We start from the raw sequence: 18,320 nt of genomic DNA, 5'->3' as shown, positions 1-18,320 counted from the left end.
GGGCTGGCGCGGATGGAGACCAACTACTACAAGGTGGCCCTGGGCCATGCGATGACGAGGGTCGCGTTCCAACGCGATCTGTTCGAGGGCTCTCCCTCGCCCGCCAGCGCGATCACCACGCCCGTCGTGGCGAACGACGGCTGGGAGTGCAGCGCCGCCGACGACTGGGCCGACGAGCTGCGCGAGCGGCTCCAGGGCCTGTACGAGGCCTTCGCCCAGGCGCACGCCGACCTCGCCGCCGAGCACGACGCCGAGCCCGACGAGGTCGAGGACGGCCACCGGCACGGGAACGCGTACCGCCCCCATGCGTACGCGCGACCGCACCGCAACATCCCGGTGGGCCCGTGACATGACGGTCAAGATGAACGCCGCCGCCCTCGACGAGGCCATCGCGGCGGCGGGTGCGCTCGCCAGCCGCATCGAGAACGCCCGCTTGGCGTGCTTGCAGGCCGTCCCGCCTGGCGGCCCCACCCTCACGTCCCTGAGCGTCCACGGCATCACGGGCAGCGCCCCCGAGTGGCTGCGTGAGCAGGCGAAGGACCCGCTCGGCGTCGTGCGCGACCTCGCCGACCTGCTGAGCTCCGAGGACGGCTCGTCCGTGACGTGGGACGGGTCCACGACCGGCACGATCGCCGACCTCAAGCAGGAGCTGGCCCGTCGCATCGCCGACGACCTCGACGACCTCGACGACGTGCGCTCGCCGGAGGACCTCGCCAGGGTGGAGGCCGCGACCGCCCTGCTGATGAAGTACGTCGACGACCCCGACGTCACCGCGGCCGTCGCGACGGAGCTGGGACCCGACGGCGTCGCCGCGCTCATCGAGCAGGCGGCGGCGATGACCGGCCCCTACTCGAACTACCCCAACCAGTACGCGACGTACGAGGACTCCAGCTACGGCGAGGAGTACGACCGCGTGCTCGCGCTGCAGGACGACCTCGCCACCGCCCTGAGCGGCGCCGTCGCCACCGCCTCGCGCAGCCGTCGGCTCTCCGAGGACTACGGCCGCGAGCTCGTCGAGAGCGGCGGGCCCTTGGCTCCGGCCGTCCTGTTCGACTACGCACACCGCAACGGACAGGTGTTCGGCTCGGATTTCCTGACCAGCGCCGGCGAGGCGCTGCTCGAGTGGGAGGGCAGCGGCGAGGGGATGTACTGGGCGCAGTTCAACGGTGATCACCCCTTCGGCACGGCCGACCGCAACGAGCTCAGGGACCCCGTCGTGCAATGGATGGAGTCCCTCTCGGACAACCCGCAGGCGTCGCAGGAGGTCTTGCTCGACCCCGACCGGGCCGCCTACCTGCTCGAGCGGCAGTCTCTCGGCGAGGAGACCTCCGGCAACGCGGCCGGCATGGTGCTGCAGACCGCCACGATCGACCAGGCGCTCAATCACGGCTCGTCCGGCCAGAACGCCGCCACCATCGCGACCTGGGCCATCGAGCATTTCGGTGGCGACGCGAAGGCCCAGGACGGCGTCAACGAGGAGCTCGGCGGCATCGTCGCGACCTACATCCGCGACGTCGACCGGATCGCGTTCAACCGCAGTTCCGCCGAGGGCACGGGGACCTACGGGCCGGGCGGCCTGCCGCCGGGCACGAACTTCCCCGGCGAGGGGTTCCCGCCCCACGGGATCATGCTGAACCGCGACTCCCTGACGAACCTGCTGGGCGACATCGGCGGCAACGACCAGGCCGTCTCGGTCATCGGCGGCGCGGCGACCCGGCTCAACGAGGTCCGGCTGCAGCACGGTATCGACGAGGTCATCGGCAGCGGCGTGGACCTCAGTGGCGCGGTGGGCGTCGACAACCCCGTTTTCGCCGCCACCCGGTCGAACGCCGGCCTGCAGGGCTTCCTGTACGACAACATGCTCGAGGGCGGCATCAGCGACGCCCGCGACGACGTGGCCCAGCGCCGGCGGATGGCCCAATTGCTGCTCCTGCCGACCGAGTTCGTCAAAGTGCCCGGCGGACCGGTCGGGTCGTACGTCGTGGGCGAGGTCAAGAGCCAGCTCACGACCGCGTTCGTCGGCAACGGCGTCTCGGACTCGATCAGCGGCGCCAACGACATGTTCGACGACATCCAGACGCACTCCCAGCTGCAGGCTCTGCACACGTTGGCCACCTCCGACGCCGGTTTGCCCGTCGGCGACCTGCACGACACGTGGCCGGTCGACGAGCACGGCCGGCCCAAGCCGATCGACGAGCTGACCAACGCCGAGCAGACGGCCATCATCAACATGGCCAACGGTGGCGGCGACGGCTACGCGTCCGCCGCCTACAGCGGCTCGCTCGACGGTCGCGACCAGCTCCTGAGGCAGTACGGAGGTTCCTGACGTGCGACGAGCGTTGATCCTGGGTGTAGCCGTGTCGTCCCTCCTGGCCGCCAGTGGCTGCCAGGAGCCGTCGTACGACGCGGAGCGCGCGTGCTCCATCCCCACCGACGTCGTCGCGGCGGTGCTCGGCACCGACCGCTTCAGCGCCCCGTCGGAGCGCATCGAGCGACTCCCGTTCACCGAGACGTCCACGCGGGGCAGCGCAGGCTGCCGCATCGACGCCGGGGACGTGAGCCTCTATGCCGAGGCGCTCGTCCTGCCTTCCACCGAGATCCCGCAGCGCGAGGAAGTCATCCGCTCCGAGAGCGACAGCTTCGCGCTGCTCGACGGCATCGCTCGCGCCGACGGCCGGCGCGGCGGCTGGGTGTGCGGGTCCGTCGCCGTCTCCGTCGAGCTCGACGGCAACCGCGACGCCGACCCGTCCGACATGCGCGCGGTCATCGAGGCCGTGGCCGACGAGGCGGGCTGCTACACGGCACCCCCGAGGCCGTGGGACCCCGCGACCACCGGGACGTCCTGACGGGTCAGTCGACCTCGGTCACGGATGCTCCTGGCAGGAAAAGACGCCCGGCCCCTAGGGGAGCCGGGCGTCCAGTCGGGTCAGCGGGGCGACTGCAGGGGCGTCAGCACGGGGTGCTGGTCGGCTTCCTTGGCACCCTCGGCGAACTTGTTGTGCTGAAACGCCACGTCGGTACCGGCGTTGGAGAACGCCTGGCACAGCTGGGTCAGAGCCTGCTTGAACTGCACCCGCCGGTTCGTCCCCCGAGTGAAATCACGGGACCAGGATGCTGGCCATGAGCGTAACGGAGAGTTCTGTCCGCAGCAGCCTGAGCGATTTCAGTCGACCTCGGTGACGACCGACTGGATCTCCCCGACCGCGAGACTCTGCGCCGGTGCGCTGCGGTTCATCGCTGCCGGGAACGAGAGCGGGCCGTTGGGCAGGTTGATCACCAGGTCGTACGCCACCGTCAGGGTCACGTCGTAGGACCCGGCGCGTCGGTAGGCGTGCTCGACGGCGCCGGCCTGACCGACCGCCGCGTTCCGTACCCCGACACCACTGCCGGACCCGCCGTCACCGAAGCTCCACGTGACCTCGCCGGGGGTGAACACCACCGGAATCGTGAGGCCGAACAACGTGACGTCGACGGTCACCTCGGTCGCCTCGGCCGCGAAGTTGGTCGGGACGTTGACGTACGACGTCGCGGCGGGCTCGATCACGAACGACGGCGTCGGCGCGAGAGCGCGGGCCCGGTCGATGATGTCGTCGACCGTGATCGTCGGCGGCTCGGACTCGCGCGGCTCGTCCAGCCCTCGGCACACCACGCCGGCGCGGCTGAAGCCCGCCTCCTCGTCCTCGGCCACGTTGTCCGCGGTCATGCGACGTTCGAACACCCAGTACCGGAAATCGCCTTCCTCGGGGCACTCGTTGGCTCCGCCGCACATCACGTCAGGGTCCATCACGTAGTCGCGGACCCCCGGCCCGGTGGCGCGGACGATGTTGGCCGGGCACCACGGCGTGTGGACCCGTTGAGTCCACGGGCCCGGGATCGGGATCGTCGTGTTGCCGGGAGGCCCGGGGTTCGGGCCCGGGGTCTGACCGGGCTGCGTCGCACACAGGTCGACGGTGCCCTCGCCGTCGTGCGAACCGTCGTAGTCTTCATCGGGACAGTCGGCGGCAGCCACGGGCACCTGGGCGATCTCGATCGCCGTCATGGCCCCGACCGTCATCGTCGTGGTGACCGCCAGGGCACCGACGAGCCGGCACAGGCGGGACGCCGTCATCCCAAGTCGTAGGTCAGGAGCTGCCACTGATCGCCCTTCCACTGGATGTTGGTCTTGAACGGCAATGCCTCGGCGGCGTTGACCGTGCCGATCTTCTTGCCGGTGTCCTTGCGGACGGACTCGCCCTGAGGGATGTCCAGGGCCAGGCGGACCTGGTAGTAGACCTCGTCGTTGACGCTCGGCGCGTCCACGAGCTCGTGACGGGCCGGGCCCGAGCTGACCGTCAGCTTCTCGATCTTGCCGTCGTCGTAGTTGTCGACCCACCCCTGGCACGAGGCGCAGGTGGCGAGATCGGAGATCGCGGTGAGGGCCGGCACGTCGCCGGTCGCCATCATGTACAGCACGGTGTCGGCGGCGAAGACGGCGAACGCCTCCGCGCCCTCCTGGCTGAACTCGTCCGCGGGGCGCTGTGGCTTGGCCGTGGCCGACCAGCTCGGAGTCGCCGACGGTGATGGCGAGGCCGACGTGGCGTCGGTCCTCGGCGGGGCGGCGTCGTCATCGTCGTTGCCGCACGCCGCCGTGCCCAGGGCGAGCGACAGGACGAGCGCGGCCAGAGCGGGAGATCGTCGCATGGAGTACTCCTTGAGGGACAGGACGCCCGGCCCCTGGAGGGGCCGGGCGTCTCGTCGGGTCAGCGGGGCGACTGCAGGGGCGTCAGCACCGGGTGCTGATCGGCTTCCTTGGCGCCCTCGGCGAACTTGTTGTGCTGGAAGGCCACGTCGGTACCGGCGTTGGAGAACGCCTGGCACAGCTGGGTCAGAGCCTGCTTGAACTGCACCCACGCCTCGTTGAACTCCTTGGCGCCGGTGGACTGCCACTCCTCGTTCGCCTGGTTCAGCGACGCGTCCACGTTGTTGATCATCGTGTCGGTTTCCTGCATCGACTTGTTCAACGTGTTGTACAGCGCGTAGAGATCTTCGATCCGAGCTTGCACCATGGGTATGTCTCCTTCGTCGGTTCGTCCCCCGAGTGAACTCACGGGACCAAGATGCTGGCCATGAGCGTAACGGACACTTCTGTCCGCAGCAGCCCGAACATTCTCGGGGCCCGGCTCCGATCAGCGGGGCGACTGCAGGGGCGTCAGCACCGGGTGCTGATCGGCTTCCTTGGCGCCCTCGGCGAACTTGTTGTGCTGGAACGCCACGTCGGTACCGGCGTTGGAGAACGCCTGGCACAGCTGGGTCAGAGCCTGCTTGAACTGCACCCACGCCTCGTTGAACTCCTTGGCGCCGGTGGACTGCCACTCCTCGTTCGCCTGGTTCAGCGACGCGTCCACGTTGTTGATCATCGTGTCGGTTTCCTGCATCGACTTGTTCAACGTGTTGTACAGCGCGTAGAGATCTTCGATCCGAGCTTGCACCATGAGTTTGTCTCCTCAGTCCGTTCGTCCCCCCGAATGCACTCAGCACAGGGACTGTCAGTGATGAAGCATGATGCTAGCGGACGATGCTTCGTTCAGGGCGCGAAGCGACCATGCTCACATGGCCCGTTGTGACCAGATGGGCAGGACGAAAGCCCGAACCGTCTGTAGTCTGCTCACCGAGAGCACACGATCACTTGGGGGAATCGATGACGCCTGAAGACGCCGAGGACAAGACCGAGCCGAACTTGTTCCGCTCCACCCTGCAGTCGGCGAAGTCGACCGTGACCACCTGCGGCGACAACGTGTACTCCGGCTACGGGTCTCCCCTGGACGCCATCGCGAACCCCCTGGCCAACGGCGGGTGGGTCTGCAAGGAGGCCGACACCTGGATCGCCGAGATGAAGGACCAGTGCACCGGGATCACCGAGGCTTTCGACGACGCCGTCACGGCGATCCAGACTCGGATCGGCACCGAGCCAGACAAGGTTCCCGAGAACGACTGGCGGGGCAACAGCTGGCCCCGTCAGTGGCGCGTTCAGAACATGTACTGAGGATGCGGCCATGACCACCGTCAAGATCGACATCGACCAGATCGGCGCAGCCATCACGGCGGCCGAGGACCTCGCCGGCGCCATCGACACCCAGAGCGCCGCGGCCCGGACCGCCTCCCCCATCAGCCTGCCGTCCCTGGCCGACGGCACCGTGGGCAAGAAGTCGCAGTGGATCCGCGACCACCTCGAGGACCTCACGACCCGGCGTGACCTGGCGATCCTGCTGGACACCGAAGGCACCGGTAGCGCCAGCTACACCGTCACCCAGGACACCTTGACCAGCGTCAAGGAGATGCTCGGCGAGGAGCTGGCCGACTCGGTCGCCGACCTCGACCACGAGAGCGATCCCGAGGAGGTCGCCCGCGTCACGGCGATGCTCGACACGTGGAACAAGGACGGCGACGTGATGGCCGCCATGTTCACCGAGCTCGGCCCCGACGGCACCGTCGGCGCCATGTCCAACATCTCCTCCCTGATGGGATACGGCGGCTCCGGCGACCCCGACGCCTACGCCGGCCTGGCCGAGAGCCTGCGCACCGGACTGTCCACCGCCTCGAACGATCCCGGATTCCCCGCCGAGCAGTTCGGCCGCGACCTCGTGCGCTACAGCGTCGCGCCCCTGCTGACCGACGAGGAGCAGCGCGCCTTCGCCGAGAACTTCCCCATAGGCATGAACGGCGCGAACATCCTCACGTACTTCATGCAGGACACGAACTACGACGACGACTTCCTGCTGGGCGCCGCCCGGTCGTTGGACGAGTTCGAGCAGCTCGCCAAGGACGGCAACTTCCCCGCCGACGTCTGGTACAGCCACAACGGCCACGGCCCGCTCGACACGGGCAACGAGACGGGTTGGTACGACGACCCGATGGCCGCGATCATGCACAACTTCGGCGAGAACCCGCAGGCCGGCCTGACCTTCTTCACCGAGGACGCGGATCGCCAGACGTACTACTTCAACGATCGCGAGTGGAAGGCCGACGGCTACGGCGGCATCTCGCACGCCGTCGAGGGCATCGGCACCGACGCCACGAACCTCAAGGACAACGCCGAGGACACGACGAACCTCGTGTCGCAGTTCCTCGACGAGGTGGCCAACAGCTCGGGCTTCACCCCCGAGGACGCCAAGGCAGCCTCCCCGCACATCGCGGACCTGCTGAAGTTCTACATGCCGGCGGTCGACACGACCTTGCGCAACGGCGCGAACGAGGGCGACTCCGGGTCGGGCCCGTTGTCGATCGATCACTTCGGGTCCTTCGAGCACTACCCGATCCTGTTCAAGGACGACCTGGACACCCTGATGAAGGTGGCGATGGGCACCCAGGACGGCACCCAGAGCATCGCCGAGGGCGTCGGTGGCTACCAGAAGACGCAGCTGAACAACATCGCGGCGCAACTGGCGCAGAACCCGGACGACCCGGGCCTGCGCACCGAGCTGCGCGACATCCTGGAGCGCAACGCGTCGCTGCAGGGCTTCACCGAGTTCTCGGTCGGGCAGGTCGAGATCGACGGCGCAGCCGACCGCGACGCCCAGCGTCAGGCCTACATCGACTTGGTCTCCGACGCGGCCGGGATGATCCCGATGCCCGGCGCCGACCAAGTCGGCGACGTCGGAAGCAAGCTGATCGATTACGGCTGGAGCCAGGCGTCCGAATTGGGCAAGGATGCCGCCGGCAACGCCTGGACCTCCGAGGCGGCGGGCGCCACCGACAACGCCGAGGACCGCGCGGAGGCCGGCTCCAACCGGGTCAAGGTCGACTCCTACCTGTCCATGATCGAGTCCGGTCTCATCCCGCGTGACGAGGTGCCCGACCAGTGGTTCAAGAACGGCCGACTGATCGAGCTGGGGGACATCCCGCCCGAGCAGATGGGGTCCTACACGCAAGGCGCCATGAACGGGGTCAACGAATTCGCGACGAACCATGACCTCGAGGGGGCGTACCGCGAGTCGTTCCTCAAGTTCTACGCCCCGGTGAAGTGATGCGCGCGCTCCTCGTCACTGCCGCTCTCGCTGCGGCGCTCGCTCTGGGCGGGTGCGCCGACGACGCCGGCTCGGACTCCGACGACCCGCTGGCCGGGCATCCCGAGCTCCTGCAGGTGTCCGACCTGCCGCCGGTCGACTCGGTCGAGGTGAGCGAGCAGACCAACGTCTCCAAGACGAACTGCGCCGCCATGGACGCGGAGTGGAACCTCGCCGCGTCGAAGGACTTCGTCTACGCCTGGTACGAGCTGGAGGGCGACAGCGACACGACGGTGCGCTCGGCGGTCCAGGGGCCGGCCGCCACGAGCGACGCCATCGACGACACCTTCACGCGGCTCGAGTCGATGATCGCCGAGTGCGTGGCCGGTGGAGCGAGCACCGGCACCTTCGAGCCGTTGGAGGGTCTCCCGGACGGGGCGGTGGGCTTCGTCGCCACGCAGGACACCTCCAACGGCACCCAGACCACCGAGCGCGCCTACGTCAAGCTCGACGATCAGCGCGCGGCGGTCGTCACCGTGGTGCACACCGGTGACGGAGAGGCCCCGGTCAGCGTGACCGAGCTGCTCCCGAAGGCGGTCGAGCGGGCCTCCGACGCCTGACGCTCAACCCTGCGCCATGCGAGCCAGCGCGCGCGCAGCATGTTCGAGCGCGACGCCGTCCACCGACGCGTCGAACGTGAATCGGACGGCGCTCTGCGCGACCTCGCGCTCGAGACCCATCGCCGTGAGGACGTGGCTGGGCTCGTCACTGCCGGCCGCGCAGGCCGAGCCACTGGAGCACACGATCCCGCGGGCCTCCAGGTCGACGAGCAACGACTCGCCCGACCGTCCGGGGAAGACGAACGACGCGTGCCCCGGCAGACGGTTGCCGGGATGACCGGTGAGGCGCGTCCCCGGTGCCGCGGCCAGGACACCGGCAACGAAGCGGTCTCGGCGGCCGGCGACCACCGCGGGATCGCCGTGCCCCGCCTCGAGCGCGGTCGCCAGGCCGACGACGCCCGCCACGTCCTCGGTCCCGGAGCGGCGGCCGTCCTGCTGGCCTCCGCCGTGGACCAGCGGCTCGAACCGCTGCCGCCGGTCGACCCACAGGACGCCGATCCCCTTGGGCGTGCCGAGCTTGTGGCCGCTCAGGCTCAGCGCCGTGACGCCGAGCATCCGCACGTCGAGGTCGAGCCATCCCGCGGCCTGCACGGCATCGGTGTGGAACGGCACGCCACGCTCCGCCGCCAGCGCCGCGAGCTCGGCGATCGGCTGGATCGTGCCGACCTCGTTGTTGGCGTACTGGATGCTGACCACCGTGGTGTCGTCGCGCAGCGCCTCGGCCAGCACGTCGGGCTGGACCACACCGTCGGCGTCGACGGGAAGGACGGTGACGTCGTACCCGATCCGGCCGAGCCACGCCGCCGATTCCAGCACCGCCGGGTGCTCGACGGCGCTGACGACGACGTGGCGTCCCCGCGGGTCCGCCAGGGCGATGCCCTTGATCGCCGTGTTGTCGGACTCGGTGCCGCCACTGCAGAACGTGACCTCGGACGGCCTCGCGCCCAGCTGTCGCGCGACGCGCGCCCGGGCGTCGTCGAGCCCGTGACGCGCGGCGGCCCCCACCTCGTGGTGGCTGGCCGGGTTGCCGAAGTCGCGGGTCAGGTAGGGCCACATCGCCTCGAGCACCTCACGGCGCACGGGCGACGTCGCCGCGTGGTCAAGGTAGATCACGACAACCGCACGTCCAGGCCCAGGTCGAGGTTCCTGACCGAGTGCGTCAGTGCCCCCACGCTGATCACGTCGACACCGGTCCCTGCGATGGCGCCGATGGTCTCGAGGCTCACGCCTCCGGAGGCCTCGACGAGGGCGCGGCCCGCCACGACCTCGACACCTCGACGCAGGTCCTCGAGATCGAAGTTGTCGAGCATGATCGTGTCCACTCCCCCGGCCAGCACGGGCTCGATCTGGTCGAGCCGGTCCACCTCGACCTCGAGGTGCGTCGTGTGGGGAAGCCGCGCCCGGGCCGCGCGGATCGCCGCGGTGACGTCCTCGACGAGCGCGAGGTGGTTGTCCTTGGCCATCACGGCGTCGGACAGGCTGAACCGGTGGTTGTGGCCTCCCCCGCACCGGACCGCGTGCCGCTCGAGGGCTCGCAGGCCCGGCGTGGTCTTGCGGGTGTCGGCCACCCGGACGCCCGGTCCGGCCGCCGCGACGTACGCCGCCGTGACCGTGGCGATGCCGCACATCCGCTGGACCAGGTTGAGGGCGATCCGCTCGCCGCGCAGCACCGCCCGCGCGTTGCCGCGGACCGTGGCCAGCGGTGTCCCGGCACCGAAGAGCTCGCCGTCGGCGACCAGCAGCGTGACGTCCAGCCCGGGGTCGAGGGTGGTCATCGCGACCTCGAACACCTCGGCGCCGGCGAAGACGCCGGGCTCGCGGGCGACGAGGTCGGCCGTCGCGACGGCCTCGGCCGGCACGAAGACCTCCGAGGTCAGGTCGCCGTGCGGCGCGTCCTCGTCCAGCGCGTTCTCGACGACGCGGCGGATCTGACGACGATCAAGCATGACGCACCCCCACGAGGGTCGAGTGGACCGCTGGGCCGGGCTCGGGCAGCGGGAAGTCACGGCGGAAGTGGGCCCCGCGCGACTCGGTACGGGCGAGGGCGGCGGCCACCACGGCACGCGCCACGAGCCACAGATTCGCGTCCTCGGCCGCCTTCGCGTCGGTCGTCGCCGGCGGCGCCCACCGGGCGAGGACGTCGGCCGCCTCCTGCAGCCCGTCGGCATCACGCGACAGCCCTGCGGCGGACCACATCAGGTGCTGCAGGTCGGTGCGTCCGAAGGTGTCGTCACCTCCGTCGACGTCGAGCTCGAGCGGCGGGGCCCAACGCGCCCGGTCGAACGGCTCGGCCGCCGAGGGCTCCAGGACCGCGTCGGCCACCCGCTCGCCGAAGACCGCGCCCTCGAGCAGCGAGTTCGATGCCAGCCGGTTCGCTCCGTGCAAGCCGGTGCACGCGACCTCGCCGACGGCGAACAGGCCGGGCACGCTCGTGCGGCCCCACCGGTCGGTGCGGACACCGCCCATGGCGTAGTGCGCGGCCGGGGCGACCTCGATCGGGTGACGGGACCAGTCCAGGCCCTGGGACCGGACGACCGCGTCGATCGACGGGAACCGCTCCGCCAGGAACCGTGCGCCCAGCTCCGTGGCGTCCAGCCGGACGGGCACGCCGCCCTGCCGCGCCATCTGCTCGGCGATCCCGCGGGCGACGATGTCACGCGGGGCCAGCTCGGCGTCGGGATGGACCTCGGTCATGAACCGACGACCGTCGGCGTCGATCAGGACCGCGCCCTCACCACGCACCGCCTCGGACACCAGGTGATTGCCCGGCGTCGCCAGGGAGGTGGGGTGGAACTGGTGGAACTCCAGGTCGGCCAGCACGGCACCGGCGCGCAGCGCGATCGCGACGCCGTCGGCGGTCGCCACCGCGGGGTTGGTGGTGAACGGGAACAGCTGACCTGCTCCCCCGGTGGCCAGCACGACCGCGTCGGCGGTCAGCACCTCCCCGTCGAGCAGACGGACACCGCGGGCGGCGCCGGCCTCGACGACGACGTCGACCACGGTCGTGTTCTCGCGCACGACGATCCCCGAGCCCTCGAGCCGTGCGATCAGGGCCGACGAGATCGCCGCACCGGTCGCGTCTCCGCCCGCGTGGACGATGCGCGCGTGGGAGTGTGCCGCCTCGAGGCCCAACGCGAGCCGGCCGCCCTCCTGGTCGAACCGGACCCCGCGACGGATCAACGTGCCGACCGCAGCCGGGCCCTCGGCGCACAACACCTCGGCCGCGTCGGTGTCGCACAGGCCCGCGCCCGCCGCGACCGTGTCGGCCACGTGCGAGGCCGCGGTGTCGGCAGGCGCGGTCACCACGGCGACCCCGCCCTGGGCGACGGCGGTGTTGGACTGGGCCAGGGGCGCCTTCGCCACGAGGGTCACCTCGACGCACGGGCGCACGGCCAGCTCCAGGGCCGTGGTCAGGCCGGCGACGCCGCTGCCGACCACGATCACGCGGGTCGTCATCAGTGGTCCTGGGGCAGGGCCGCGAGCATCCGCTCGAGAGCGACCTTGGCGTGGGTGGCGACGTCAGGGTCGACGACGATCTCGTTGCGCACCTCACCCTCGACGAGGCCGTCGAGCACCCAGGCGAGGTACCCGGGGTGGATCCGGTACATCGTCGAGCACGGGCACACGACCGGGTCGAGGCAGAAGATCGTCTTGTCCGGGTGCTCCGCCGCGAGCCGGTTGACCATGTTGATCTCGGTGCCGACGGCGATCACGGAGCCGGACGGCTGGGCCGCGATGAACTTGCGGATCGCGTCCGTCGATCCGGCGGCGTCCGCAGCATCGACGACGGGCATCGGGCTCTCGGGGTGCACGATCACCCGGCAGCCCGGGTACTGGGCGCGCGCCTGCTCGATCTGGGCCACCGTGAAGCGCTTGTGCACCGAGCAGAAGCCGGGCCACAGCAACACGCGCGCGTCGCGCAGCACCTCGGCGTCCACCCCCAGGTCGGTGGCGCGGGGGTTGATCATCGGCATCTGCTCCAGCGGGACGCCCATCGCCTTGGCGGTGTTGCGGCCCAGGTGCTGGTCAGGGAAGAACAGCACCCGGCGGCCCTGTTCGAAGGCCCACTCCAGCACGGTGGAGGCGTTCGACGACGTGCAGACGATCCCGCCGTGGCGCCCGCAGAACGCCTTGAGCGCCGCCGACGAGTTCATGTAGGTGACCGGAACGGTGTCGTCGTCGCCGTAGAACTCGGTGAGGTACTCCCACGCCGCCTCGACCGAGTCCTCGTCGGCCATGTCGGCCATCGAGCAGCCGGCCGCGAGGTTGGGCAGGATGACGTGCTGCTCGGGGCGGGCCAGGATGTCGGCGGTCTCGGCCATGAAGTGCACGCCGCAGAAGACGATCGTCTCGGCATCGGGGCGGGTCAGCGCGGCATTGGCCAACTGGAACGAGTCGCCCACGAAGTCGGCGTACTGCACGACCTCGTCGCGCTGGTAGAAGTGCCCGAGGATCACCAACCGGTCGCCCAGGGTCTGCTTGGCCGCGCGGATCCGCGCGTGCAGCTCGGCTTCGGGCATGCGCTGGTACGCCGACGGCAGCTGGCCGGGACGCACGACCGGCTCGGGGACCAGGTCGTGCTCCGACGCGCCCGGCCCGTACCCGGGAAACCCGTCGAACTCCCACGGCGACTTCGCCAGGTCCGCGTCACACGAGTTGCCCGGCGCCGAGACGATGAGGTCGTTGATCGAGAGGGTCATGGTGTCTCCAGTCGGTAGAGAGCCGGGGGCCGGTGGCTGGTCCCGGTGAGGTGGCGCCCCGTGGGAACGATGCGCGGATTCGCCAGGGCCTGGCGGCGGAAGTTCGCGGGATCGAGCCGGACCTGGTGGACCGCCTCGTGGACCTCGCGCAACTGGGCGATCGTGAACTCCTCGCCGGTGAACGCGTGCGCGATGTCGGAGTAGGTGATCTTGGCGCGCAGCCGGCGCAGGGCGTACTCGACGATGTCGTTGTGGTCGAACGCGAGGTCGGGGACCTCGTCGGCCACGAACCACTCGACGTTCTCGCCGTCGATCGCGCGCGCGTCCTCGTCGGGGCGGACCAGCGCCCAGTAGACGATCGAGACGACCCGGTCGGGCGAGCGGTCGATGCCGCCGAAGCTGTAGAGCTGCTCGAGGTAGGACGGCTCGAGCCCGGTCGTGCGACGCAGTGTGGTGCGCGCCGACGTGACGAGGTCCTCGGCCGGCTCCAGCGGTCCGCCCGGCAGCGCCCAGCGGCCGAGGAACGGTTCGCGGATCCGCCGCACCAGCGGCAGCCAGAGCGTGTCGCGTCCGGTGGCCGGGTGCGGGCGCAACGCGAAGATCACGGTGGACACGGCCAACTCGATCCGCTGTTCCATCGCACCCACCTCCTTAGGGTCACAAGGACACTAAGGGGAGGTTATGGTCATGTCAACCCTAAGGTCGCTCTGTCTCAGAAATAGTCACGGATCAGCACGGTCCCGGTCGGCGGCTCGAACTCCCCCGGCCGCAGCACGAGCAGGTCGTACGGGTGGTGCTCGCGGACCCGATGGTCCGGCAACACCGAGGTCAACTCCGTGCCGGACGTGTCGAAGCGGCCCGTCGGGGTCATGCTCGAGAACGTGCCGAACATCCACAGCAGGGTGTCGCGCGACGCGTCGTCGACCCAGACCAGGTCCTCGACCTCGACGAAGGCATCCCCGCCGACACCCGGCGACCGGTTCCACGCAGCGTAGGCGACGGCCCGGCCGTCCTCGTCGAGCGCGAGGGTGACTCCGGTGGCGTCGTTCAGCCAGACATCGTGGTCGAACTCCACCGAGGTGCGCGTGAGCGGCCCGTCGTGCCGGCTGGCCCAGTCGGCATAGATCCGCTTCACCTCCGGCAGGTCGTCCGCCGTCGCGCGACGGAGGTCGCGCTGTCGTGTGAAGCCGCGCAGGGCGGTCGCCGGGACCTCGATCGTGTCCATCGCCCCGACGGTTCGGTACCCCAGGCTCGCGTAGATCCCGGGCGCGCTGGCGAACAGCGTGGCGATCACGTCCCCCTGCGCCCGGGCGTCGTCGTGCAGTCGCTCCATGAGCGGTCGCAGCAGTCCACGGCCCCGGAACTCCGGCGCGATGGCGACGCCCCCGACGCCGCACGTGGGCACCTCTCGCCCTCCGAACCACGAGGCGTACGGCTTGCGCGTGGCGGTGGCCACGAGCTGCTCGTCGAGGAACAGGCCCCAACGCTCGAACGCCGGGTGCTCGACGCGGTCGCCGCCGAGCGTCGTCGTGCCGAATGCCGGGAGCCGCACGGCGACGAGCGCGTCCCGGTCGTCCTCGGTGAGCCTCCGGATCTCCATGGGCTCGAGGTTAGACCCGCTGCTTCGACACCTCCGGCGTCTCAGCGGAAGTCGCGGGAGCGGTGGCCCCGCGGGACGGCGGGGTCGATGAGCCGCTCGATGACCTCGGCGACGAGGTTGACGGCACCCTGCTGGTGCTCGAGCCGGCCCGTGACGACCACCGCCGCACTGGAGCGGGCGACCTGGCGATGGCGCTGCCACACGGTGTCGAACACGACGACGTTGAGCATCCCGGTCTCGTCCTCGAGGTTGAGGAAGGTGACGCCCCCGGCGGTGTACGGCCGCTGGCGGTGGGTGATGAGGCCCGCGACCCGGATCCGCCGGTTCGGCTCGTGCCGGATCAGACCACCCACCGCGAGCACCCCCTGCTGCGTCAGCATCGGCCGCAGGTGGGCGAACGGGTGCTCGCGCGGGGAGATCCTGGTCGACTCGAGGTCGGCCAGCGTCAGCTCGACGTCGCTCATCCCCGGGAGCATCGGCGGCGGCGCGACGATCGCCGTGCCCGGCAGCCGGTCCTGGCTGTCGGTGTAGCCCGCGTTCCAGATCGCCTGCCGCCGGGTCAGCCCGAAGCCGTCGAAGGCGCCCGCCGTGGCCAGCTGCTCCTGCTGGGCCCGGGTCAGCCCGCAGCGGCGCACCACGTCGGCCATGTCGTCGAACGGTCGCTCAGCACGCGCCGCCACGATGCGCTCGGCATCGGCCACCCCGATCCCCTGGACCGACGTCAGCCCCAGCCGCACCGCGTGGTGCCCGTCGCGGCGGTGCTCGGCGTGGTCGGGCTCGGCGGCGGGATCGAACTCCCCCACCGGCGGTTGCTCCTGGGCCGCGCAGGACGCCCGTCCCGTGGGTCCGGTGGCGTCGCCGAGCCGCTCGAGGTCGGCGTGCACGCCCGACCGCACGATGTCGGGACTCCTGACCTCGACGCCGTGGCGCCGCGAGTCGGCCACGAGCGACTGCGGCGAGTAGAACCCCATCGGCTGCGCCCGGAGCAAACCGGCCAGGAACGCCGCCGGATGGTGCAGCTTCAGCCAACTGCTGGCGTACACCAGCAACGCGAAGCTGATGGCGTGGCTCTCGGCGAAGCCGAAGTTGGCGAAGGCCTGGATCCGGCCGTAGATGTCGTCGGCGAGGTCGCCGGTGATGCCCTTCTGCGCCATCCCCAGGTACAGCTGGTCGCGCAGCCGGTCGATCTTCTCCAGTCCTCGCTTCGAGCCCATCGCCCGGCGCAGCAGGTCGGCCTCGTCCCCGGTGCACCCGCCCAGCACCATCGCGATCTGCATGAGCTGCTCCTGGAACAGCGGGACCCCCAGCGTGCGCTCCAGCACCGGCTCGAGGGTGGGATGCGGATACGTGATCGGCTCCTCCCCCAGCTTGCGCCGGATGTAGGGGTGCACGGCTCCGCCCTGGATGGGGCCGGGACGGATCAGCGCGATCTCGATGACCAGCTCGTAGAACCGGCGGGGCCGCAACCGTGGCAGGGTGCCGACCTGGGCCCGGCTCTCGACCTGGAACACCCCGATCGAGTCGGCCCGGCAGAGCATGTCGTAGACGCCCTGCTCCTCCTTGGGGATCGTCGCGAGCGTCCACCGCTCGCCGATCGACTCGTCGATGATGTCGAAGGTGTGCTGGATCGCGCCGAGCATCCCCAGGCCGAGCAGGTCGAACTTGACCAGTCCCATGTAGGCGCAGTCGTCCTTGTCCCACTGCAGCACGGTGCGGCCGGGCATCCGGGCGCGCTCGATCGGCACGACCTCGCCCACGGGACGCTCGGTCAGGACCATGCCGCCGGAGTGGATGCCCAGGTGCCGCGGCGACTTCATCGCCTGCTCGGCCAGCCGCACGACCGGCTCGGGGATCGCCTCGGCGCCCTCACCACTGCCGTTCTCGGTGCGGACGGAGGACCACGAGTCGATCCGCTTGCTCCACGCGTCCTGCTGACCCGCCGAGTACCCCAGCGCCTTGGCCATGTCGCGCACCGCGGACTTGGGCCGGTAGCTGATCACGTTGCAGACCTGCGCGGCGTTGCGGCGGCCGTACTTGTCGTAGACCCACTGGATCACCTCCTCGCGACGGTCGGAGTCGAAGTCCACGTCGATGTCGGGCTCCTCGTCGCGGGTGGCCGAGAGGAAGCGCTCGAAGGGCAGCCCGTACTTGATCGAGTCGACCGCGGTGATCTCGAGGGCGTAACAGACCGCCGAGTTCGCCGCCGAGCCGCGGCCCTGGCACAGGATGCCGCGGCTGCGGGCGAAGGCGACGATGTCGTGGACGATGAGGAAGTACCCGGCGAAGTCCTTGTCCTCGATGACGGCCAGCTCGCGCTGCAGCCGTGTCTCGGCGTCGTCGCGACAGTCGGCGTAGAGCCGGTCGGCCCCCTGCCGCACCAGCTCGCGCAGCCAGCTCATCGGGGTGTGTCCGGGCGGGACGTCCTGCTTGGGCAGCCGCGGCGAGGCCTTGCGCAGGTCGAACGCGCACGCGTCGGCGATCTCGACCGAGCGGGCGACCGCGCCGGGCCACCGGGCGAACCGCTGCGCCATCTCGGCCCCCGAGCGCAGGAACGGCGGCGGCGCCAGCCAGCCGTCCAGCTCGGCCAGGCTGCGCCGGGCCCGCACGGCGGCGAACGCCTGGGCCAGTCGCGTGTCGGCGGGTCGCGCGGCGTGGACGTTGCCGGTGGCGACCGTGGGCAGCCCCAGCTCGGCGGCCCAGCCCGCGAGGGCGTCGTTGGCGGGACCGTCGCCGGGTCCGCCGTGGTCGGTGAGCTCGACGACCACGTGGTCGTGGCCGAAGAGATCGACCAGCCGGCGCAGTCCGCTCATCCCCTCGCGCCGGACCCAGCCCTTGCGGCAGCCGGTCAGCACGACCCAGCGGTCGCGACCGCGCTCGGCCAGGTCGGCCAGGTCGTAGGCCGGCCGGCCCTTCTCGTCGCCGGCCAGGTTCGCCTCGGTGATCGCCGAGGCGAGCGCGTGATAGCCCTCGACCCCGCGCGCCAGCACCAGCAGGTGGTCGCCCTCGGGATCGGGGACGCCGTTCTGAGGGCCGGTCAGCCCCAGGGACAGCTCGGCCCCGTAGACCGTGCGGAGCCCGTGCAGCTGGGCGGCCTCGGCGAACCGGGCGGCGCCGCTGAACCCGTCGTGGTCGGTCAGGGCGAGGGCCGACAGCCCCAGCCCCACCGCCTCGCGGACGAGCTCCTCGGGGTGGCTGGCACCGTCGAGGAAGCTGTGGTTGCTGTGGCAGTGCAGCTCGGCGTACGGCACCACCGCGGCCGGCACCTCGGGGGTCTCGGGCGCCTCATAGGCGGGCCGCTTGCGCGAGAACGCCGGGCCGTCGCCACCGTCGGGCAACGGCTGGGCCGGGTCGCGCCAGCGTCCGGACAGCCGTGCCTCCAGCTCGCGCCAGGAGATGTCGGGGTTGTTCCAGCCCATCA

General features: G+C 70.6%; 18 protein-coding genes. 6 read left to right on the top strand and 12 right to left on the bottom strand.

Annotated features, from left to right (window positions below; all coding sequences use genetic code 11):
* Positions 1 to 12 precede the first annotated feature (12 nt).
* The 3 genes from GL325_RS10450 to GL325_RS10440 are packed head-to-tail and all read left to right on the top strand — an operon-like array spanning position 13 to position 2,846.
* On the top strand, positions 13 to 348 hold the full coding sequence (locus GL325_RS10450) for a hypothetical protein (RefSeq protein WP_154596993.1): 336 nt from the start codon (positions 13 to 15) through the stop codon (positions 346 to 348).
* Between the two features lies 1 nt (position 349).
* Complete coding sequence (locus tag GL325_RS10445; protein ID WP_187769488.1) at positions 350 to 2,326, top strand: hypothetical protein; 1,977 nt, start codon at positions 350 to 352, stop codon at positions 2,324 to 2,326.
* A gap of 31 nt (positions 2,327 to 2,357) precedes the next feature.
* The gene (locus tag GL325_RS10440; protein WP_187769487.1) at positions 2,358 to 2,846 is read left to right on the top strand and encodes a hypothetical protein; all 489 of its coding nucleotides are present in this window, start codon (positions 2,358 to 2,360) and stop codon (positions 2,844 to 2,846) included.
* 80 nt (positions 2,847 to 2,926) lie between these two features.
* Here the strand turns inward: GL325_RS10440 and GL325_RS10435 are convergent, their stop codons facing one another.
* From GL325_RS10435 to GL325_RS10415, 5 genes are all read right to left on the bottom strand, one after another.
* A complete protein-coding gene (locus tag GL325_RS10435) occupies positions 2,927 to 3,073 on the bottom strand; it encodes a hypothetical protein (RefSeq protein WP_154596990.1) in 147 nt (48 codons plus the stop codon).
* A gap of 90 nt (positions 3,074 to 3,163) precedes the next feature.
* The gene (locus GL325_RS10430; protein WP_187769486.1) at positions 3,164 to 4,108 is read right to left on the bottom strand and encodes a PKD domain-containing protein; all 945 of its coding nucleotides are present in this window, start codon (positions 4,106 to 4,108) and stop codon (positions 3,164 to 3,166) included.
* Entirely contained in the window at positions 4,105 to 4,680 is a 576-nt protein-coding gene (locus tag GL325_RS10425) for a DUF6318 family protein (RefSeq protein WP_187769485.1), read from the bottom strand. Before GL325_RS10425 ends, GL325_RS10430 begins: the two co-directional genes overlap by 4 nt.
* 59 nt (positions 4,681 to 4,739) lie before the next feature.
* Complete coding sequence (locus tag GL325_RS10420; protein ID WP_154596988.1) at positions 4,740 to 5,045, bottom strand: WXG100 family type VII secretion target; 306 nt, start codon at positions 5,043 to 5,045, stop codon at positions 4,740 to 4,742.
* A 120-nt stretch (positions 5,046 to 5,165) separates the two neighbouring features.
* Complete coding sequence (locus tag GL325_RS10415) at positions 5,166 to 5,471, bottom strand: WXG100 family type VII secretion target (protein WP_154596988.1); 306 nt, start codon at positions 5,469 to 5,471, stop codon at positions 5,166 to 5,168.
* Between the two features lie 206 nt (positions 5,472 to 5,677).
* Between GL325_RS10415 and GL325_RS10410 the strand changes: the two genes are divergently transcribed.
* From GL325_RS10410 to GL325_RS10400, 3 genes are read left to right on the top strand one after another with little or no spacing between them, the layout of a single operon-like run.
* Positions 5,678 to 6,022, top strand: a complete 345-nt coding sequence (locus GL325_RS10410; protein WP_154596987.1) for a hypothetical protein — start codon at positions 5,678 to 5,680, stop codon at positions 6,020 to 6,022.
* A 10-nt stretch (positions 6,023 to 6,032) separates the two neighbouring features.
* Positions 6,033 to 8,003, top strand: coding sequence for a DUF6571 family protein (locus GL325_RS10405; RefSeq protein WP_187769484.1), 1,971 nt, complete (start codon positions 6,033 to 6,035; stop codon positions 8,001 to 8,003).
* Positions 8,003 to 8,602 (top strand): hypothetical protein, encoded by a 600-nt coding sequence (locus GL325_RS10400; protein ID WP_187769483.1) that lies wholly within the window; start codon positions 8,003 to 8,005, stop codon positions 8,600 to 8,602. Before GL325_RS10405 ends, GL325_RS10400 begins: the two co-directional genes overlap by 1 nt.
* Positions 8,603 to 8,605: 3 nt before the next feature.
* Here GL325_RS10400 and GL325_RS10395 read toward each other — a convergent pair whose 3' ends face one another.
* From GL325_RS10395 to GL325_RS10365, 7 genes are all read right to left on the bottom strand, one after another.
* Positions 8,606 to 9,715 carry a cysteine desulfurase family protein gene (locus GL325_RS10395; protein WP_187769482.1) on the bottom strand — a complete coding sequence of 370 codons (1,110 nt, stop codon included), beginning with the start codon at positions 9,713 to 9,715 and terminating at the stop codon, positions 8,606 to 8,608.
* Complete coding sequence (gene nadC / locus GL325_RS10390; protein WP_187769481.1) at positions 9,712 to 10,548, bottom strand: carboxylating nicotinate-nucleotide diphosphorylase; 837 nt, start codon at positions 10,546 to 10,548, stop codon at positions 9,712 to 9,714. Before nadC ends, GL325_RS10395 begins: the two co-directional genes overlap by 4 nt.
* Positions 10,541 to 12,058, bottom strand: coding sequence for an L-aspartate oxidase (nadB, locus tag GL325_RS10385; RefSeq protein ID WP_187769480.1), 1,518 nt, complete (start codon positions 12,056 to 12,058; stop codon positions 10,541 to 10,543). The genes nadC and nadB overlap by 8 nt, the downstream gene beginning before the upstream one ends.
* A complete protein-coding gene (gene nadA / locus GL325_RS10380; protein WP_187769479.1) occupies positions 12,058 to 13,302 on the bottom strand; it encodes a quinolinate synthase NadA in 1,245 nt (414 codons plus the stop codon). The genes nadB and nadA overlap by 1 nt, the downstream gene beginning before the upstream one ends.
* Positions 13,299 to 13,940: an NUDIX domain-containing protein gene (locus GL325_RS10375; RefSeq protein ID WP_187769478.1), complete on the bottom strand. Its 642-nt coding sequence runs from the start codon at positions 13,938 to 13,940 to the stop codon at positions 13,299 to 13,301. Before GL325_RS10375 ends, nadA begins: the two co-directional genes overlap by 4 nt.
* 74 nt (positions 13,941 to 14,014) lie before the next feature.
* Positions 14,015 to 14,902, bottom strand: a complete 888-nt coding sequence (gene eis, locus GL325_RS10370) for an enhanced intracellular survival protein Eis (protein WP_187769477.1) — start codon at positions 14,900 to 14,902, stop codon at positions 14,015 to 14,017.
* A gap of 41 nt (positions 14,903 to 14,943) precedes the next feature.
* Positions 14,944 to 18,318 (bottom strand): error-prone DNA polymerase, encoded by a 3,375-nt coding sequence (locus GL325_RS10365; RefSeq protein WP_187769476.1) that lies wholly within the window; start codon positions 18,316 to 18,318, stop codon positions 14,944 to 14,946.
* Between the last annotated feature and the right edge of the window lie 2 nt (positions 18,319 to 18,320).

Source organism: Aeromicrobium sp. 636 (genome assembly GCF_024433585.1).
Lineage (GTDB): Bacteria > Actinomycetota > Actinomycetes > Propionibacteriales > Nocardioidaceae > Aeromicrobium > Aeromicrobium senzhongii.
Note: the sequence above shows the minus strand (reverse complement) of the source record. Positions and strands in the feature narration are given on the sequence as shown.

What these genes read in the sequence shown, in the direction of transcription:
- GL325_RS10450 (WP_154596993.1), top strand. Translation starts at nt 13, where the DNA reads ATGGAGACCAACTACTACAAGGTGGCCCTGGGCCATGCGATGACGAGG.
- GL325_RS10445 (WP_187769488.1), top strand. Translation starts at nt 350, where the DNA reads ATGACGGTCAAGATGAACGCCGCCGCCCTCGACGAGGCCATCGCGGCG.
- GL325_RS10430 (WP_187769486.1), bottom strand. Translation starts at nt 4,108, where the DNA reads ATGACGGCGTCCCGCCTGTGCCGGCTCGTCGGTGCCCTGGCGGTCACC.
- GL325_RS10425 (WP_187769485.1), bottom strand. Translation starts at nt 4,680, where the DNA reads ATGCGACGATCTCCCGCTCTGGCCGCGCTCGTCCTGTCGCTCGCCCTG.
- GL325_RS10420 (WP_154596988.1), bottom strand. Translation starts at nt 5,045, where the DNA reads ATGGTGCAAGCTCGGATCGAAGATCTCTACGCGCTGTACAACACGTTG.
- GL325_RS10415 (WP_154596988.1), bottom strand. Translation starts at nt 5,471, where the DNA reads ATGGTGCAAGCTCGGATCGAAGATCTCTACGCGCTGTACAACACGTTG.
- GL325_RS10410 (WP_154596987.1), top strand. Translation starts at nt 5,678, where the DNA reads ATGACGCCTGAAGACGCCGAGGACAAGACCGAGCCGAACTTGTTCCGC.
- GL325_RS10405 (WP_187769484.1), top strand. Translation starts at nt 6,033, where the DNA reads ATGACCACCGTCAAGATCGACATCGACCAGATCGGCGCAGCCATCACG.
- GL325_RS10400 (WP_187769483.1), top strand. Translation starts at nt 8,003, where the DNA reads ATGCGCGCGCTCCTCGTCACTGCCGCTCTCGCTGCGGCGCTCGCTCTG.
- nadC (WP_187769481.1), bottom strand. Translation starts at nt 10,548, where the DNA reads ATGCTTGATCGTCGTCAGATCCGCCGCGTCGTCGAGAACGCGCTGGAC.
- nadB (WP_187769480.1), bottom strand. Translation starts at nt 12,058, where the DNA reads ATGACGACCCGCGTGATCGTGGTCGGCAGCGGCGTCGCCGGCCTGACC.
- nadA (WP_187769479.1), bottom strand. Translation starts at nt 13,302, where the DNA reads ATGACCCTCTCGATCAACGACCTCATCGTCTCGGCGCCGGGCAACTCG.
- GL325_RS10375 (WP_187769478.1), bottom strand. Translation starts at nt 13,940, where the DNA reads ATGGAACAGCGGATCGAGTTGGCCGTGTCCACCGTGATCTTCGCGTTG.
- eis (WP_187769477.1), bottom strand. Translation starts at nt 14,902, where the DNA reads ATGGAGATCCGGAGGCTCACCGAGGACGACCGGGACGCGCTCGTCGCC.
- GL325_RS10365 (WP_187769476.1), bottom strand. Translation starts at nt 18,318, where the DNA reads ATGGGCTGGAACAACCCCGACATCTCCTGGCGCGAGCTGGAGGCACGG.